At 71.0% G+C, this 16,777-nt stretch carries 19 protein-coding genes; 15 read left to right on the forward strand and 4 right to left on the reverse strand.

The window, feature by feature from the left end; translation table 11 throughout:
• Positions 1-98: 98 nt before the first annotated feature.
• From ACZ42X_RS17670 to ACZ42X_RS17685, 4 genes are all read left to right on the forward strand, one after another.
• Positions 99-449 carry a MerR family transcriptional regulator gene (locus tag ACZ42X_RS17670; RefSeq protein ID WP_468290400.1) on the forward strand — a complete coding sequence of 117 codons (351 nt, stop codon included), beginning with the start codon at positions 99-101 and terminating at the stop codon, positions 447-449.
• 161 nt (positions 450-610) lie between these two features.
• Complete coding sequence (locus tag ACZ42X_RS17675) at positions 611-814, forward strand: cold-shock protein (protein WP_064071132.1); 204 nt, start codon at positions 611-613, stop codon at positions 812-814.
• A 311-nt stretch (positions 815-1,125) separates the two neighbouring features.
• On the forward strand, positions 1,126-2,565 hold the full coding sequence (locus ACZ42X_RS17680) for a DEAD/DEAH box helicase (RefSeq protein ID WP_468290403.1): 1,440 nt from the start codon (positions 1,126-1,128) through the stop codon (positions 2,563-2,565).
• A gap of 52 nt (positions 2,566-2,617) precedes the next feature.
• Positions 2,618-2,935, forward strand: a complete 318-nt coding sequence (locus ACZ42X_RS17685) for an SCO5918 family protein (protein WP_468290406.1) — start codon at positions 2,618-2,620, stop codon at positions 2,933-2,935.
• A gap of 23 nt (positions 2,936-2,958) precedes the next feature.
• Here the strand turns inward: ACZ42X_RS17685 and ACZ42X_RS17690 are convergent, their stop codons facing one another.
• Positions 2,959-3,396, reverse strand: coding sequence for an SsgA family sporulation/cell division regulator (locus tag ACZ42X_RS17690; RefSeq protein WP_361422781.1), 438 nt, complete (start codon positions 3,394-3,396; stop codon positions 2,959-2,961).
• A gap of 228 nt (positions 3,397-3,624) precedes the next feature.
• Here ACZ42X_RS17690 and ACZ42X_RS17695 point away from each other — a divergent pair, with 228 nt between their 5' ends.
• Both ACZ42X_RS17695 and ACZ42X_RS17700 read left to right on the forward strand, forming a co-directional pair.
• Positions 3,625-5,085, forward strand: coding sequence for an RDD family protein (locus ACZ42X_RS17695; RefSeq protein WP_468290408.1), 1,461 nt, complete (start codon positions 3,625-3,627; stop codon positions 5,083-5,085).
• 55 nt (positions 5,086-5,140) lie between these two features.
• Positions 5,141-5,848, forward strand: coding sequence for an RDD family protein (locus tag ACZ42X_RS17700; RefSeq protein ID WP_468290411.1), 708 nt, complete (start codon positions 5,141-5,143; stop codon positions 5,846-5,848).
• Here ACZ42X_RS17700 and ACZ42X_RS17705 read toward each other — a convergent pair.
• The gene (locus ACZ42X_RS17705; protein WP_468290414.1) at positions 5,834-6,100 is read right to left on the reverse strand and encodes a hypothetical protein; all 267 of its coding nucleotides are present in this window, start codon (positions 6,098-6,100) and stop codon (positions 5,834-5,836) included. The genes ACZ42X_RS17700 and ACZ42X_RS17705 overlap by 15 nt on opposite strands.
• 444 nt (positions 6,101-6,544) lie before the next feature.
• On the opposite strand from ACZ42X_RS17705, the gene ACZ42X_RS17710 reads away from it, so the two are divergent.
• A complete protein-coding gene (locus tag ACZ42X_RS17710) occupies positions 6,545-9,004 on the forward strand; it encodes an immune inhibitor A domain-containing protein (RefSeq protein WP_468290417.1) in 2,460 nt (819 codons plus the stop codon).
• A gap of 120 nt (positions 9,005-9,124) precedes the next feature.
• On the forward strand, positions 9,125-9,466 hold the full coding sequence (locus tag ACZ42X_RS17715) for a hypothetical protein (RefSeq protein WP_468290420.1): 342 nt from the start codon (positions 9,125-9,127) through the stop codon (positions 9,464-9,466).
• Between the two features lie 50 nt (positions 9,467-9,516).
• Here the strand turns inward: ACZ42X_RS17715 and ACZ42X_RS17720 are convergent, their stop codons facing one another.
• Positions 9,517-10,104, reverse strand: coding sequence for an isochorismatase family protein (locus ACZ42X_RS17720; RefSeq protein ID WP_468290423.1), 588 nt, complete (start codon positions 10,102-10,104; stop codon positions 9,517-9,519).
• Between the two features lie 121 nt (positions 10,105-10,225).
• Positions 10,226-11,554: a nicotinate phosphoribosyltransferase gene (locus ACZ42X_RS17725; protein ID WP_468290426.1), complete on the reverse strand. Its 1,329-nt coding sequence runs from the start codon at positions 11,552-11,554 to the stop codon at positions 10,226-10,228.
• 107 nt (positions 11,555-11,661) lie between these two features.
• On the opposite strand from ACZ42X_RS17725, the gene clpS reads away from it, so the two are divergent.
• The 7 genes from clpS (at position 11,662) to ACZ42X_RS17760 (ending at position 16,342) form a co-directional block, all read left to right on the forward strand.
• Positions 11,662-11,976 (forward strand): ATP-dependent Clp protease adapter ClpS, encoded by a 315-nt coding sequence (clpS, locus tag ACZ42X_RS17730; protein WP_361422803.1) that lies wholly within the window; start codon positions 11,662-11,664, stop codon positions 11,974-11,976.
• Entirely contained in the window at positions 11,976-12,554 is a 579-nt protein-coding gene (locus ACZ42X_RS17735) for a DUF2017 domain-containing protein (protein ID WP_468290430.1), read from the forward strand. The genes clpS and ACZ42X_RS17735 overlap by 1 nt, the downstream gene beginning before the upstream one ends.
• Before the next feature lie 317 nt (positions 12,555-12,871).
• Positions 12,872-14,287: an amino acid permease gene (locus ACZ42X_RS17740; protein ID WP_468290433.1), complete on the forward strand. Its 1,416-nt coding sequence runs from the start codon at positions 12,872-12,874 to the stop codon at positions 14,285-14,287.
• Positions 14,288-14,369: 82 nt separating this feature from the next.
• A complete protein-coding gene (locus ACZ42X_RS17745; protein ID WP_468290436.1) occupies positions 14,370-14,789 on the forward strand; it encodes a M67 family metallopeptidase in 420 nt (139 codons plus the stop codon).
• A gap of 90 nt (positions 14,790-14,879) precedes the next feature.
• Positions 14,880-14,996, forward strand: coding sequence for a putative leader peptide (locus ACZ42X_RS17750; RefSeq protein ID WP_355364863.1), 117 nt, complete (start codon positions 14,880-14,882; stop codon positions 14,994-14,996).
• Between the two features lie 117 nt (positions 14,997-15,113).
• Positions 15,114-15,392, forward strand: a complete 279-nt coding sequence (locus ACZ42X_RS17755; protein WP_361422815.1) for a MoaD/ThiS family protein — start codon at positions 15,114-15,116, stop codon at positions 15,390-15,392.
• Positions 15,392-16,342 (forward strand): PLP-dependent cysteine synthase family protein, encoded by a 951-nt coding sequence (locus ACZ42X_RS17760; RefSeq protein WP_361422818.1) that lies wholly within the window; start codon positions 15,392-15,394, stop codon positions 16,340-16,342. Before ACZ42X_RS17755 ends, ACZ42X_RS17760 begins: the two co-directional genes overlap by 1 nt.
• The last annotated feature ends 435 nt before the right edge of the window (positions 16,343-16,777 follow it).

The raw sequence follows: 16,777 nt of genomic DNA on the forward strand, positions 1-16,777 counted from the left end.
GATTTCCTGTGCCGGCGGAAGTAGATATCGGGCGGCGCGGAACGTAGGGTTTCCGCTGTACGCAGGCATCCTCGATGCGTCCCCCGAACGAAGGTGCTATGCCCTCTGAGAAGCCCGCCGTCGACCACCTCGACGACGACGATTACCCCGCCTACACCATGGGGCGGGCCGCCGCCCTGCTGGACACGACACCCGCCTTTCTCCGTGCGCTCGGCGAGGCGCGGCTCATCACCCCCCTGCGCTCGGAGGGCGGGCACCGGCGCTACTCCCGCTACCAGCTGCGCATCGCCGCCCGGGCCCGCGAACTCGTCGACCAGGGCACACCGGTCGAGGCCGCCTGCCGCATCATCATCCTGGAGGACCAGCTCGAAGAGGCCCTCCGCCTCAACGAGGAAATGCGGAAATCTGCCGTCGCCGGTACAGAAAATCAGAGAATGGGAGAGCGGTAAACATATCGAGCTCTTCCGCCGACCGCCGTGCTACGGTGATGTCAGTTGCGGTCGTGGTTCCCAGATACTTTTCAGTCCGGTTCTTCCGGAGGGTAAATCATGCAGCGACTCCGGGTTCGCAAGGTGCGGACTCCGGGCACTGCCCCCGAGGGAGATTCAATATGGCATCTGGCACCGTGAAGTGGTTCAACGCGGAAAAGGGCTTCGGCTTCATCGAGCAGGACGGTGGCGGCGCCGACGTGTTCGCCCACTACTCGAACATCGCCAGCTCCGGCTTCCGCGAGCTTCAGGAAGGCCAGAAGGTGAACTTCGACGTCACGCAGGGCCAGAAGGGCCCGCAGGCCGAGAACATCGTTCCCGCCTGACGCTGACGCGTACGACGTAGTCGGGGCCCGCACCGTGGGTGTGGGCCCCTGCTCGTTACCCAGCTCCAGCCGGCTCCCCACCGAGCCGGTCACTCTGTTCGCGCCCGTCGCTTCCGACGGGCCCATGGACTCCGGCCGGATGAATACGCCCGGCCCTCGCGCCCGAATGCCGATGCCGCTTTCCTCGGCTCGCCCGCACTCCGGCGTCCTCTTCGAGACGAACCGCCGCTACAGCCGGCCCGGACCCGTCTCGTCTTTTTCTTCGGCTCGTTCTCGCGACGCGATACGTGCCGCATCGAGGAAGGTTCCCCGTGAACCGCACCGCTCGCACGAACGACCGTTTCCGTCCCTCCGGCGCCCCCCGCGGCGCCGGCGCCTCCCGCGCCCCGCGCCCCTCCCGCCCGGCCGGGCACGGCCCCCGCGAGTTCACGCCGCCGGTCACCCGCACCGCGGCGCTCCCGCCCGTCGAGACCTTCGCCGGCCTCGACCTCCCGGCCCCCCTGCTGGCCGCGCTCCACTCCGAAGGCATGACCGTGCCGTTCCCGATCCAGGCCGCGACCCTGCCGAACTCGCTGGCCGGCCGGGACGTCCTGGGCCGCGGGCGTACCGGCTCCGGCAAGACGCTCGCCTTCGGCCTGGCCCTGCTGGCCCGTACCGCCGGACAGCGGGCCGAGCCCCGGCAGCCGCTGGCCCTCGTCCTCGTACCCACCCGGGAACTGGCCCAGCAGGTCACCGACGCGCTCACCCCCTACGCCCGCTCGCTGCACCTGCGGCTCACCGCGGTGGTCGGCGGGATGCCGATCGGCCGCCAGGCGAGCGCGCTGCGCTCCGGGGCCGAGGTCGTCGTCGCGACCCCCGGCCGGCTCAAGGACCTCGTCGACCGGGGCGCCTGCCGCCTGGACCGGGTCGCCGTCACCGTCCTGGACGAGGCCGACCAGATGGCCGACATGGGCTTCATGCCCCAGGTGACCCAGCTCCTCGACCAGGTGCGGCGCGAAGGGCAGCGCCTGCTCTTCTCCGCGACGCTCGACCGGAACGTCGACCTCCTGGTCCGCCGCTACCTGGCCGACCCGGTGGTCCACTCCGTCGACCCGTCCGCCGGGGCCGTCACCACGATGGAGCACCACGTGCTGCACGTGCAGGGCGCCGACAAGCACGCCACCACCACGGAGATCGCCGCCCGCGACGGACGAGTGATCATGTTCCTGGACACCAAGCACGCCGTGGACCGGCTGACCAGGGACCTCCTGGCCGTCGGGGTGCGCGCCTCCGCCCTGCACGGCGGCAAGACCCAGCCCCAGCGCAGCCGTACCCTCGCGCAGTTCAAGACCGGCCACGTCACGGTCCTGGTCGCCACCAACGTCGCGGCCCGCGGCATCCACGTCGACAACCTCGACCTCGTCGTCAACGTCGACCCGCCCAGCGACCACAAGGACTACCTGCACCGCGGCGGCCGCACGGCCCGCGCCGGGGAGTCCGGCACCGTCGTCACGCTCGTCCTGCCCGCCCAGCGGCGCGGCATGAACCGCGTGATGGCCGACGCCGGCATCACCGCGCGGGTGACCAAGGTCCGCTCCGGCGAGGCGGAGCTGAGCCGCATCACCGGCGCCCAGGCGCCCTCGGGCGTCCCCGTCACCATCAGCGCCCCCGCCGCCGAGCGGACCGGGCGCGCCGACTCCACCACGCGCGGACGACGGAGCCGGCCCGCGCGCTCGCGCGGCCGCTCCTCCGCACCCCGCACCGCCGCGTAACCCCAGGCTCATCCGTCCCTTCCGGAACTCCCCTTCGACCCCGCGAGGAACCATGCGCTGCGTCATCGCCCACTTCCCCTTCGACCTGTTCAAAGCCGACGTGCAGGAAGCGATGAGGGGCATCAAGCCCGAACCCGTCTCCGGCGAGTCCGTGACCATCGGCCGCCGCACCTACCCGCTCAAGCAGGTCGGCGAAGTGATCACCCGGCAGGACCGCCGCGACTTCACCGCCGGTGAGGTGCGCAGGGCGCTGACCAAGCTCGGCTTCACCTGCCACTCCGCCGCCGCCGTCCTGCCCGCCCCCGGCCCCACCCCCCTGCAGACGGCGGCCGCCCTGCTGGGTACCCCGGAGCCCCAGGCCCAGCTGTAGACACCCCGGTACCCCCGGCGGCTTCAGGCCAGCAGCTCGGCCAGCTCCTCGTCCAGGCCGAGCTGCTCCGCCTCCGCCCCCGGCGGCACCACGCGCAGCGTCCGCTCCAGCCACGCCGACACCGCCACGGCCGGCACCTCCAGGAGGGCGTCCCCGTCCGGCGACGTCAGCGCCATCAGCACGACCGCCCGCCCGTCGAGCGTGGTGGGCCAGATCCGCACGTCGCCGTGGCCGCAGGGCCGGAAGACCCCCTCCACCAGCAGCTCACGGGCGAAGGTCCAGTGCACCGGGTGGTCGGAGCCGACGTGGAAGGTGATGTGCACGGCGTACGGGTCGTCGGTGCGGTACGTCAGCCGGGCCGGCACGGGAATGCTGCGCTCCGGCGACAGCACCAGGTTCAGCTCCAGCTCGCGCTCGACGGCGGTGTGTCCAGCGTGCTCGGTGTGCTCGGTGTGCTCCATGGGACGCTCCTTCTCCTGCTCCTCGTACGGGGTCCTGGAGTGGCCCCGCACCGGTGGAGAGGCGCTCCCCCCTCCGTCATTACGCGACACGGGCGGGGAATTTCTCATTACTTTCCGTGATGTTCGCCCCGGGTGTCCGTCACCTGATCGGTCAAGCTCGCTCGAACACGGTCTTTGCCCGTCTCCTTCTTACGGCTCCGGCGTTCTTCGTTAATGTCCTCCCTGGACATGCGGTGTCGTGAAGGAACGGAGTTGGGGGCTGTGGCTACACCTCCTGGTGACGGCGGGAACGTACCCCTGGCTGGGTACTACCCCGATCCGTCCATCCCCGGATACATCCGGTACTGGAACGGCGCCGCCTGGGTGCCCGGCACGAGCCGGCCCGCGCCCGCGGAGGGCGAGGCCGTGCCGGCGCCACCGGCCTCGGCCGTACCGGCCTCCCCGGCGCCGAAGCCGGCCCCGGTGCCCGCCCCGGCGCCGTCCGTCGAGGAGACCGGGCCCGTCTTCTTCGACGAGGAGGAGGCCGCCGAGGAGGCGGCCGCCAAGTCGGAGCCCGCGTCCGCCTGGCAGGCCGACGCCGCCCGCCAGACCGGCTTCGGCGGCGACCGCGACCGCCGGGTCTCCTGGGGCGCGGAGAGCGCCCAGGCGCAGCCCCAGGGCGCCGCGGCGGACCCGCGCGTGCCGGCGGGCACGGACCCGACGGGCGGCGCGCTGCCGGGCGTACGGAAGGTGGAGCCCCGTTCCGACGGCACGGTCACCATCCGCGCCCAGAAGCCCGCACCCGCGACCGCGCCGGCCCCCGTGCCCGCGCAGGAGCGGCCCGCCGACGGCACCATGACCATCCGCGCGCTGGGCAAGGACGCGCCGCGCACCCCGCAGGTCCCGGCCCAGCACCAGCCGCAGGCACAGCCCGCCCCGCAGGCCGCCCAGGCCCCGCAGGCGCAGGCTCAGGTCCCGCAGCCGGCCCCGGCCCCGGCACCCACGCCCGCGCCCGCACCCCCCGTCGCACACGGCGCCGGTGGCGGATCGGCCTCCTGGGCCCAGCAGGTGCACCAGCTCGCGCAGCCGCCCCAGGCGGCGCACCAGCAGCAGCCGCTTCAGCCCGGGCCGCAGCAGGAGTCGCGGCAGGAGTCGCCGGTCGTCCCGTGGAAGCCCCCGGTGGAGGACCCGTTCCTGCGCGCCGCGCGCGCCCAGGCCGCCGCCCGCCCGGCCCCGCTCGGCAAGCGGCTGGCGGCCCGGCTGATCGACACCGTGGTCCTGGGGGCGGCCGTCGGCGCGGTCGGCGTACCGCTCGTCTCCAAGGCGCTGGACCACATCGACGGCAAGATCCAGCAGGCCAAGCAGTCCGGCGAGACGGTCACCGTCTGGCTGCTGGACTCCACCACGTCCACGTACTTCGGCATCACGCTCGCCGCCCTGCTGGTCCTCGGCGTGCTGTACGAGGCGCTGCCGACCGCCAAGTGGGGCCGCACGCTGGGCAAGCGGGTGTGCGGCCTGGAGGTGCGGGACATCGAGTCGCACGCACCCCCGGCGTTCGGCGCGGCGCTGCGCCGCTGGCTCGTCTACAGCGTGCCGGGGCTCCTGGTCATCGGGATCGTGGGCGTCCTGTGGGCGCTGATCGACCGCCCGTGGCGCCAGGCGTGGCACGACAAGGCGGCGCACACCTTCGTGGCGGGGCAGGGCGGGTAGCCCGAACGGCCGGTGATCCGTTGCGGGGGTCCGGCGGGCGGGATGCACTGCCCACATGAGCAACGAACCGCCGCCGCCCGGTCAGCCGCCCGAGGACGATCCGTTCCGCAAGAGGCCGCCCGAGGAACCGCCGCCCGCTCCGCCCCCGGGCGGCGGTGGCGGCCCGTACGGCGGCCCCTACGGCGGCGGTGGCAGTCCCTACGGTGGCGGCGGTGGCGGCGGTCCGTACGGCGGTGGTGGCGGTGGCGGCGGTCCGTACGGCTATGGCGGAACCGACCCGCTCGCGGGCATGCCCCCGCTCGCCGACTCCGGCAAGCGGGTCCTGGCCCGGCTGATCGACTGGTTCCTCATCTTCGTACCGCTGGCCCTGATCGGGCTGCCGTTCGACATCTACGACCGCGTGGCGGAGGAGTCCGACCTCGCGGACGTCTGGCAGACGACCAACGACGGCGGGCAGTGGGTCTTCCAGCTCCTCACGATCGTGGCGTACATCGCCTACGACACCCTCATGACGACCAAGTGGCACGGCCAGACCGTCGGCAAGCGGCTGATGGGCCTGCGGGTGGCGATGCTCAACGACGGGAGCGTGCCGAACACGAGCGCGGCGCTGACCCGGGCCATCGTGCTGTGGCTGCCCGCGCTGGTGTGCTGCGCCTGCCTGTGGCCGTTGCTCCTGCTGATCCTGATCCTCGTCGACAAGCCGTACAAACAGGGCCTGCACGACAAGGCGGCCAGAACCGTCGTCGTGTCAACGACGCACTGACTGCGGGGCGGCGGCCTCGGCGCGCGGGCGCGGCACCCGGGCGTCGGCCGCCGCCCGCGTCGTGGCCTTCGTCCTCGTCTTCGCGGGTACGGGCATGGTCAGCGTGACCAGTAGCCCGAGCAGCAGCGCGCCCACGCCGATCAGCGCGACGCCGAGCCCGGTGGTGGTGCGCGAGAGCAGCAGCAGGGCGACGGTCGAGAAGACGACGGTGGCCGAACCGTAGGCGAGTTGTGCGGCAGTCGGACGCGGCATGACGGATCCGTCCTCAATGCATCGGTATGGGTGACTCGCAACTCGGTCGCACTCACCGGCGACTCTACGAAGGTGGATGCCCGAGAGGAACCAGTAGTAAGCGTGACCTAACCCACGGTACCGGTGCATGGGGGGCGCACAGAATCACCGCCTATGCCGATTGGCCGGAAGAGGGCGGGAGCTGACGCGTTCCGCCGACACCCCCGTACGGTGGGGCCCACCCGATCCATGCCCTGAGCGACCGCCGCCCGAACTCGCGCGGGGCACCGCTCCGTTCGTCCGGAATCCGGATCATGGTTCGCACATAGTGGCTTGGTCTGTTCAAGTCAAGATCTGTCTTTTCTCGCGTCCATCCGGTCGAATGTCGTCACTTATGGCGCGACTCGCACGCGGATACCACTTCGACCCCCCATCCGCGGATCGCGGGCGCGGGGAGGACATTAAGTGACCAGCAGACGACGCGCGTTCAGAGCGTCCGCGGTGTTCGTGGCCCTGGCGGCCACCGCCGCGACCGCCTCGGCCCTCACCACGGCCCAGGCAGACAACCGCCCCGACCACGGCATCGAGCGCCACGACCCGGCGCCCGGCGCGCACGAGGCCGGGGACGCCCACGGAGCCCCGGGGCACGACCACGCCGCGAAGGTCGACCACGACCTCGACGGCCCGTTCAGCAAGCAGCAGGCGCAGCAGCGCGAGGCGGCGCTGGAGCAGGTGCTGGCCGGCGACCTGAAGGTGGAGCGCAGGGGTGCCTCCCAGGTCGTCAAGCTCGACGACAAGAAGTACGTCGAGCTGGGCCGCGAGAAGACCGACAAGATCTTCACGATCCTGGTCGAGTTCGGCGACAAGGTCGACAACGAGACGCTCGTCGATCGCGCGGACGACGACACCACCGAGAAGAAGCCCAAGTTCGGTGGCACGCCCGGCCCGCTGCACAACCAGATAGCCGAGCCGGACCGTTCGAAGGACAACTCGACGGCCTGGCAGAAGGACTACAACCGGCAGCACTTCCAGGACCTGTACTTCGGCACCGGCAAGGACCCGAAGACCGGTCAGCAGAAGCACTCGCTCAAGACCTACTACGAGAAGACCTCCTCGGGCCGGTACTCGGTCGACGGCGCGGTCTCCGACTGGGTCAAGGTCGAGTACAACGAGGCCCGTTACGGCTCGAACTACTGCGGCAGCAGCAACTGCGCCAACGTCTGGGACGCCGTCCGCGACGGTGTGACGGCGTGGACCGCGCAGCAGAAGGCAGCCGGCAAGACCGACGCCGAGATCAAGGCGCAGCTGGCCCAGTACGACCAGTGGGACCGCTACGACTTCGACGCCGACGGCAACTTCAACGAGGCCGACGGCTACATCGACCACTTCCAGATCGTCCACGCCGGTGAGGACGAGTCCGCGGGCGGCGGCGCCCAGGGCGGCGACGCCCTGTGGGCCCACCGCTGGTACGCGTACGGCACCGACGCCGGCAAGACCGGCCCGGCGCACAACAAGGCCGGCGGTACCCAGATCGGCGACACCGGCATCTGGGTCGGCGACTACACCATGCAGCCGGAGAACGGCGGCCTCGGCGTCTTCGCCCACGAGTACGGCCACGACCTCGGCCTGCCGGACCTGTACGACACCTCCGGCAAGGCGGGCGCCGAGAACTCCACGGGCTACTGGTCCCTGATGTCCTCCGGCTCCTGGCTCGGCCTGGGCAAGGACTCCATCGGCGACATGCCGGGCGACATGACCGCCTGGGACAAGCTGCAGCTGGGCTGGCTCAACTACGAGAAGGCCAAGGCGGCGACGAAGTCCAAGCACACGCTGGGCGTCGCGGAGTACAACACCAAGAACCCGCAGGCGCTCGTCGTCGAGCTGCCGAAGAAGAAGGTCACCACCCCGGTCGTGAAGCCCGCCCAGGGCGCCACGCAGTGGTGGAGCGACATGGGTGACGACCTCAAGAACACCCTCACCCGCTCCGTGGACCTCACCGGCAAGACCAAGGCCGAGCTGACGCTCGACGGCTGGTGGGACATCGAGAAGGACTACGACTACCTCTACACCGAGGTGTCGACCGACGGCGGCAAGAACTGGACGGCCCTGGCCGGCACCGCCGACGGCAAGCCGATCCCGGCCGACGCGAGCGGCGCCCCGGCGCTGACGGACGTCTCGGGCTCCTGGCAGAAGCTGGCCTTCCCGCTGGACGCGTACGCCGGCAAGAAGTTCGACCTCCGCTTCCGCTACCAGACGGACGGCGGCGCGGGCGGCAAGGGCTTCACCGCCGACAACATCGCGCTGACCGCCGACGGCGCCCCGGTCTTCTCGGACAACGCCGAGAACGCCGACGCCGCCTGGACGGCGAAGGGCTTCTCCCGCATCGGTGAGTCCTTCACCAACGAGTACGAGCAGTACTACCTGGCCGAGAACCGCCAGTACGTCTCGTACGACGCGACCCTCAAGGTCGGCCCGTACAACTTCGGCTTCGCCGCCCCCATGGACGGCTGGGTGGAGCACTACCCGTACCAGACCGGTCTGCTGGTCTGGCAGTGGGACACCTCCCAGAAGGACAACAACACCGCCGTCCACGAGGGCCAGGGCCTGATCCTGCCGGTCGACGCGCACCCCACGCCGACGAAGTGGGCCGACGGCACGCTGATGCGCAACCGGATCCAGGCGTACGACTCGCCGTTCAGCCTGTACCGCACCACCGGCATCACGCTGCACAAGGCGGGTGTCGCGGCCCCGATCGCGTCCCAGCCGGGCGTACCGGTGTTCGACGACCGCAAGGGCGTCTACTGGTACGAGTCGAACCCGCGCGCGGGCGTCAAGGTAACTGACACCAACACCAAGATCTCGATCGTCAAGCAGCCGAAGAACGGCCGGACGATCACGGTCCAGGTCGGCCCGTCGACGAAGTAACCGCATCGTCGCAGGTCAGAGCATGATCGGCCGTCGCCCTCTAGCGGGCGGCGGCCGATTCTGTTTAGGTGCCTGTGGCCCGTCTTATTGACACACCATCTCACGGGGGAGTGGTTTCATATGCCCGGCGGAGGTTTCATCAAGTTGCCCGGCGGCAGCGTGGTGGTCGCGCTCAGCCTGCCCAACCCGGTCGGCGACGGCTCCACGGTCCGCGTCCTCGTGCACGCGCCGAACCGCGCCCGGGCCCTGACCCGCCTGCGCAACCTCGGCCTGCGCTCCGTCTACCTCCGGGGCAACCTCCACCCGCCGACGCCGGACGAGGTCACCGCCGTCCTCCACCACCCGGACGGCCTGCTGTGGCGCACCTGCCCGGAGGGCGCGACGGAGCTCTGGCACCCGATCCGGGCCCTGCTGCCGCAGAGCCGCACCTGGGGCACGCCGCGGCTCGCGGACGGCGCGTAGCGCGCCGCCCCCGGAGCCTCCCCGGCGCCCCCAGCGCCGCCCCGGCGGCCTCAGACCACCGGCTTGCCCGTCAGCTCCACGCCCGCCCCGCGCAGCTCCTCCAGGGCCCGCTGGACGGTCCCCTCGGAGACGCCCGCCGTCAGGTCCAGCAGCACCTGGGTTCTGAAGCCCTCGCGGGCCGCGTCCAGGGCCGTGGCGCGGACGCAGTGGTCCGTGGCGATGCCGACCACGTCCACCTCCGTCACCTCCCGCTCCCGCAGCCAGCGGGCCAGCGGCACGTCGTTCTCGTCGGTGCCCTCGAAGCCGCTGTAGGCCGCGTCGTACGCGCCCTTGTCGAACACCGCCTCGATCGCGCCCGACGCGACCGCCGGCGCGAAGTTCGGGTGGAAGCCCACGCCCTCCGTACCGGCCACGCAGTGCTTCGGCCAGGAGTCCACGTAGTCCGGGGCGTCGGAGAAGTGGCCGCCCGGGTCGATGTGGTGGTCCCGGGTGGCCACGACGTGCTGGTACACGGCGCCCGCGGCCTCGCCGATCAGGTCCGTGATGGCGGCGGCGACGTCCGCGCCCCCCGCCACCGCGAGGCTGCCGCCCTCGCAGAAGTCGTTCTGAACGTCCACGACGATCAATGCGCGGTGCATGGCGGGTGTCCTTCGGTGGTGGGGGGACGGCGGGGATGGCATCGAGCCTAGAGACTTCCCCCGCCCTGCGGGAGGGGGCCCAGAAGGCGAGGACGGACGCGGCTCCTCGGGGACGACCGGCTCAGACGTACTCCGTCGGGATCACCGGCTCGCCCCGCGACAGCTGCGTCGCCGACATCGGCAGCCCCGCCCGCGCCGCGATGTGCCGCTCGCGCGCCGCCTCCAGCGGCTCACGGGCCACGACCTCGCCGCCCTTGACGAGCTCGACCAGCAGCTGACGGTCGGCGAGCCCGGCCGGCACCGGACCCGTGCCCACGACCTCCGCCTCGGCCGCGCCGTCCGCGTCCAGGCGCCGCGCGGCCCACTTGCGGCCGCCGATCGACATCTTGGCCCCCAGCGACTTCTTCGCCACCGGCACCAGCGGCGCCCGCACGTCCGCCGACTCGGCCCGGGCGACGAGCTTGTAGACCATGGAGCAGGTCGGGTGGCCGCTGCCGGTCACCAGCTGCGTACCGACGCCGTACGCGTCCACCGGCGCCGCCGCCAGCGAGGCGATGGCGTACTCGTCGAGGTCCGAGGTGACGATGATCCGCGTGTCGCGCGCCCCCAGCTCGTCCAGCTGCTGCCGCACCCGGTGCGCCACCAGCAGCAGGTCGCCGGAGTCGATGCGCACCGCGCCCAGCTCGGGCCCGGCCACCTCGACGGCGGTACGGACGGCCTCGGTGACGTCGTAGGTGTCGACGAGCAGCGTCGTACCGCGGCCCAGGGAGTCCACCTGCGCCCGGAAGGCGTCGCGCTCGGTGTCGTGCAGCAGCGTGAAGGCGTGCGCGGAGGTGCCGACGGTCGGGATGCCGTAGCGGAACCCGGCGGCCAGGTCGGAGGTGGAGTCGAAGCCGCCGACGTACGCGGCGCGGGCCGAGGCGACCGCGGACAGCTCGTGGGTGCGCCGGGCGCCCATCTCGATCAGCCGCCGCCCGCCGGCCGCCGACGACATCCGGGAGGCCGCGGCGGCGATGGCGGAGTCGTGGTTGAGGATCGACAGGATCACGGTCTCCAGCAGTACGCACTCGGCGAAGGAGCCCTCGACGCGCAGGATCGGTGAGCCGGGGAAGTACACCTCGCCCTCGGGGTAGCCCCAGATGTCGCCGCCGAAGCGGTAGTCCGCCAGCCACGCGAGGGTCGGCTCGTCGACGATGCCGCGCTCACGCAGGAAGCCGAGGACGCCCGCGTCGAAGCGGAAGTTCTCCACGGCGTCCAGGACCCGCCCGGTGCCGGCCACGACGCCGTACCGGCGCCCCTCCGGCAGCCGCCGGGTGAAGACCTCGAAGACCGAGCGCCGGTCGGCGGTCCCGCCCCGCAGGGCGGCCTGGAGCATCGTCAGCTCGTACTGGTCGGTGAAGAGCGCGGTAGACGGCACGTCCACCGGCAGCCCAAGATCCGCAGCGTTCATATGACGGATGCTACCTCCAATCTCGTCAGAGTGACGATTTCTCTGGGAGCCCAGAGGAAACGCTTCGGCGGGGCCGGTTTGTGCGGTGGTCCCCCTCCAGTGGCAGCATGGGCAAGGTGAGTGTTGCTCCCACTGAGATCGAACGCCCCCAATCGGCCGAAGAGTCGTTCGCCGTCGTCGAACCCGACGTGCCCTGGGTGACGATCGTCCACAACGACCCGGTCAACCTCATGAGCTATGTCACCTACGTCTTCCAGGCGTACTTCGGCTACCCCAAGGACAAGGCGCACAAGCTGATGCTCGACGTGCACCACAAGGGCAGGGCCGTGGTCTCCAGCGGCACCCGCGAGGAGATGGAGCGGGACGTGCAGGCGATGCACGGATACGGACTGTGGGCGACGCTCTCCCAGGACCGCGGCTGATGAGCGGGCACTTCGAGGCGCTGCCGGGCGGCGGCGCGGCCGTCCTGCTGGACGAGGTCGAGGTCTCCATCCTGCGCTCCCTGACCGTGCAGCTGCTGGAGCTGATCGGGCCCGGCGAGCAGCCGCCCCGGGGCGAGGACCCGCTCGCCGAGCTGTTCCGCGACGGCCCGAGCGAACCCCCGGCCGACCCGGCGCTGGCCCGGCTCTTCCCGAACGCGTACGCGGACGACGACGAGCAGCTGCGCGCCATGTCCGCGGAGTTCCGCCGGTTCACCGAGAACGACCTGCGCACCCGCAAGCGGGAGGACGCCCTCGCCGTCGTACGGAGCCTGGACGCGCTGACCGTGGCCGGGGAGGGCGCCGCGGTGCTCAAGCTGTCCGCCGACGAGGCGCGCCACTGGCTCGGCGCGCTCAACGACCTGCGGCTGACCATCGGCACCCGGCTGGACGTCGGCGACGAGGACGACAACGACGACCTGTACCGGCTGCCGGACAGCGACCCGCGCAAGCCGATGGTCATGGCGTACCTCTGGCTCGGCGCCCTGCAGGAGACGCTCGTCGAGACGCTGATGCCGTAGGGCCGGACGCCCACGCGGACGCCCACGCGGATGTCCACGCGGATGTCCACGCGGGCGTCCGCTCAGCGGACGCTCAAATCCGCATAACGATCGGATTACCGGGACACCCCTTTCAGTCATGGAAGGGGCGTTTGTCATGTTTTCGCTGTGTCTCAATTCACATCACCGCTACTCGATCATCGGTGCGGCCGTGATAAATCTGCACGATCGCCCGGGAACGCCACCCCTGTTCCCCGGGTGCGCTTGAGCCGGCTGATCGCCGGCGGCACTCCATCCATATCCGGGGGGATCAGCGTGGAGAAAGGCGCAGCAGAACGATGACCTCAACGCAGGTCGGCAACCAGAACGACAGCCCCGTCGCCGGTGAGGGCGAGGGCTACCAGCGAGGCCTCGGCGCCCGCCAGATCCAGATGATCGCGATCGGCGGAGCCATCGGCACCGGGCTCTTCCTCGGCGCGGGCAAGGCCATCTCCAAGGCCGGACCGAGCCTCATCCTGGCGTACGCCATCGCTGGGCTCGTGATCTTCTTCATCATGCGGGCCCTGGGCGAGCTGCTCATGTACCGCCCCGTCTCCGGGTCCTTCTCGGAGTACGCCCGCGAGTTCATCGGCCCCTTCGCCGGCTTCGTCACGGGCTGGACGTACTGGCTGTTCTGGGTCATCACCGGTATGACCGAGGTCACCGCCGCGGCCACTTACATGACGTACTGGTGGGACATCCCGCAGTGGGTCTCGGCCCTGGTCTTCACGGTCATCCTGTACGGCGCGAACCTGATCTCGGTGAAGCTCTTCGGTGAGCTGGAGTTCTGGTTCTCGATGATCAAGGTCACCGCCATCATCGGCATGATCCTCATCTGCGCCGGCATCCTCACCATCGGCTTCTCGGACGCCGCCGACACCGCGTCCATGACCATGCTCTGGTCCGAGGGCGGGTTCTTCCCCAAGGGCATCGGCGGCACGCTGATGACGCTCCAGATCGTGATGTTCGCCTTCCTCGCGGTCGAACTGGTCGGCGTCACCGCCGGCGAGTCCAAGGACCCGAAGGTCACGCTGCCGAAGGCCATCAACACCGTCCCGTGGCGCATCGCCGTCTTCTACGTCGGCGCGCTGATCATGATCCTGTCGGTCGTGCCGTGGACGCACTTCCAGCCGGGCGTCTCGCCGTTCGTCGCCGCCTTCGAGAAGATGGGCCTCGGCATCGGCGCCGCCATCGTGAACTTCGTGGTGCTGACGGCCGCCCTGTCCTCCTGCAACTCGGGCATGTACTCCACCGGCCGCATGCTGCGCGACCTCGCGCTCAACGGCCAGGGCCCCAAGGTCTTCACCCGGCTGACGAAGTCCGGCACCCCGCTCCTCGGCACCACCTTCTCGGCGGCGCTGATGCTCGTGGGCGTCTGGATCAACTACGTCGCCCCCGGCAAGGCCTTCGAGTACGTCGTCTCCTTCGCGACCATCTCCGGCATGTGGGCCTGGATCGCCATCCTGGTCTCGCACATCCGCTACCGCGCCGCCGTCAACCGCGGTGAGGTGCCGGAGTCGGAGTTCAAGGCCCCCGGAGCGCCCTTCACCAGCTGGTTCGCGCTGCTGTTCATCTTCGGCGTGATCGTCATGATGGGCGTCGACGAGGGCTCGCGGGTCTCGCTGTACTGCGCCCCGCTGTGGGCCCTGCTCCTCGGTGTCAGCTACCTGTTCCTGAAGAACCGGAACCCGGAGAACACCGCCTTCAAGCGGTGACGCCGTAGCCGGCTGTCCAGCATGTGGGCCCGCCCGTACCACTCCTCGGTACAGGCGGGCCCCTCTGCTTATCCTGATGCGCATGCTGACCATCACACGGGCCCTCTACGACCAGATCGTCGCGCACGCACGCGAGGACCACCCGGACGAGGCCTGCGGCGTGGTCGCGGGCCCGGCGGGCTCCGGACGCCCCGAGCGCTTCATCCCGATGCTCAACGCCGCTCGCTCGCCCACCTTCTACGAGTTCGACTCGGGCGACCTCCTGAAGCTCTACCGCGAGATGGACGACCGCGACGAGGAGCCGGTCGTCATCTACCACTCGCACACCGCGACCGAGGCGTACCCCTCGCGCACGGACGTCAGTTACGCCAACGAGCCCGGCGCGCACTACGTCCTGGTGTCGACGGCGGACACGGACGGCGCGGGACCCTTCCAGTTCCGCTCGTTCCGGATCGTGGACGGCGAGATCACGGAGGAAGAGGTCCAGGTCGTCGACGCGTAATGAGTGCGGCGTCTCGCCAGGCGGGCGGAAAGCGTCCGCAATGCGAGATCACACTCCAGGATCCGGACCGGGAATCGATACGATGACCGCATGGTTTCCATCGACGTGAGCGAACAGACGCCGGGCACCGTGCTGCTCGTGGCGCGGCTGCACGTCGACCTGTGCCGCCTCGCCAGCGCGATGTGTCCACCGCGCTGCGCCGCCTGAGCGCACCTCTCCGCACCGCCACCGCACCGCTTTCCGCACCGCCGCGCGTGCCCCCCGGGGTCGCGCACGCAGTACGTCTGCCTGCCATCGACTCACCTTCCGACAGGAGCCCACGCCATGGCCATCGAGGTCCGCATCCCGACCATCCTCCGCACCTACACCGACGGCGCCAAGGCCGTCGAGGGCAACGGGGAGACCCTCGCCGACCTCTTCGCCGACCTCGAGACCCGGCACGCCGGCATCCAGGGCCGCATCGTCGACGAGGGCGAGCTGCGGCGGTTCGTGAACGTCTACCTGAACGACGAGGACGTCCGCTTCCTGGACGGCATCAAGACCAAGCTCTCCGACGGCGACAACGTCACGATCCTTCCGGCCGTCGCCGGTGGCATGCGCTGATGCGTTACGACAGCCCGCTCGCGGCGGTCGGCAACACGCCACTGGTACGCCTGCCGCGCCTGTCCCCCTCCGAGGACGTACGCATCTGGGCCAAGCTGGAGGACCGCAACCCGACCGGCTCCATCAAGGACCGGCCGGCCCTGCACATGATCGAGCAGGCGGAGAAGGACGGCCGGCTCACCCCCGGCTGCACCATCCTCGAGCCGACCAGCGGCAACACGGGCATCTCGCTCGCGATGGCGGCCAAGCTCAAGGGCTACCGCATCGTGTGCGTGATGCCCGAGAACACCTCGCAGGAGCGGCGCGACCTGCTGGCCATGTGGGGCGCCGAGATCATCTCCTCCCCGGCGGCAGGCGGTTCCAACACGGCCGTCCGCGTCGCCAAGGAGCTCGCCGCCGAGCACCCCGACTGGGTGATGCTCTACCAGTACGGCAACCCCGACAACGCGGGCGCGCACTACGCCACGACGGGGCCGGAGATCCTGGCGGACCTCCCCTCCATCACCCACTTCGTGGCGGGCCTCGGCACGACGGGCACGCTGATGGGCGTCGGCCGCTTCCTGCGCGAGCACAAGCCCGACGTCAAGATCATCGCCGCGGAGCCCCGGTACGACGACCTCGTCTACGGCCTGCGCAACCTCGACGAGGGCTTCGTCCCCGAGCTGTACGACGCCTCCGTCCTCACCTCCCGCTTCTCGGTCGGCTCGGCCGACGCGGTGACGCGGACGCGGGAGCTCCTCCAGCAGGAGGGCATCTTCGCGGGCGTCTCGACGGGCGCGGCGCTGCACGCGGCGATCGGCGTCGGACGGAAGGCGCTCAAGGCGGGCGAGAGCGCGGACATCGCCTTCGTGGTGGCCGACGGCGGCTGGAAGTACCTGTCGACGGGCGTCTACACGGCCCCGACGACGGAAGCGGCGATCGAAACACTCCAGGGCCAGCTCTGGGCGTAGCCCCTCCGGCCCCTCACGGGCCGGGCCTCGCGGCGCCGGCCCCTCCGCGCCACGAACCCCTGGCCTCGGCCGGGCCCAGGCCCGAGGGCGGGGGCGGCACGGCGCGACGGGCGCCGAGGCGCCGGGGCGGGGCCCGGCGGGCCCTGGTGGGTCGCGGCGCGAAGCCGCCGCGTGGGGTGTGGGGCGCAGCCCCACGACACCCACCCCCCGGGGCCCCGGTTTCGGGAAGTGGGGGCCCCGCAGGGCGTAGGGGGCGGGGTGGGGCAGAAGCCCCGCCGCAGGCGGCCGCAACGGGCGGGAGAGGCCCGAATCGGTGACAGCGCGGGTGAGTTCGACCACAAGCGGCCACTGCGAAGGAGCGGCCCGCCCTCCCGCGCCTTACGCTCGGTAAACCGCACGACCTCCCCCCAGCGCCCCGCCCCCGTCCACGGAGGT

Source organism: Streptomyces sp. NPDC030862 (assembly GCF_055571835.1).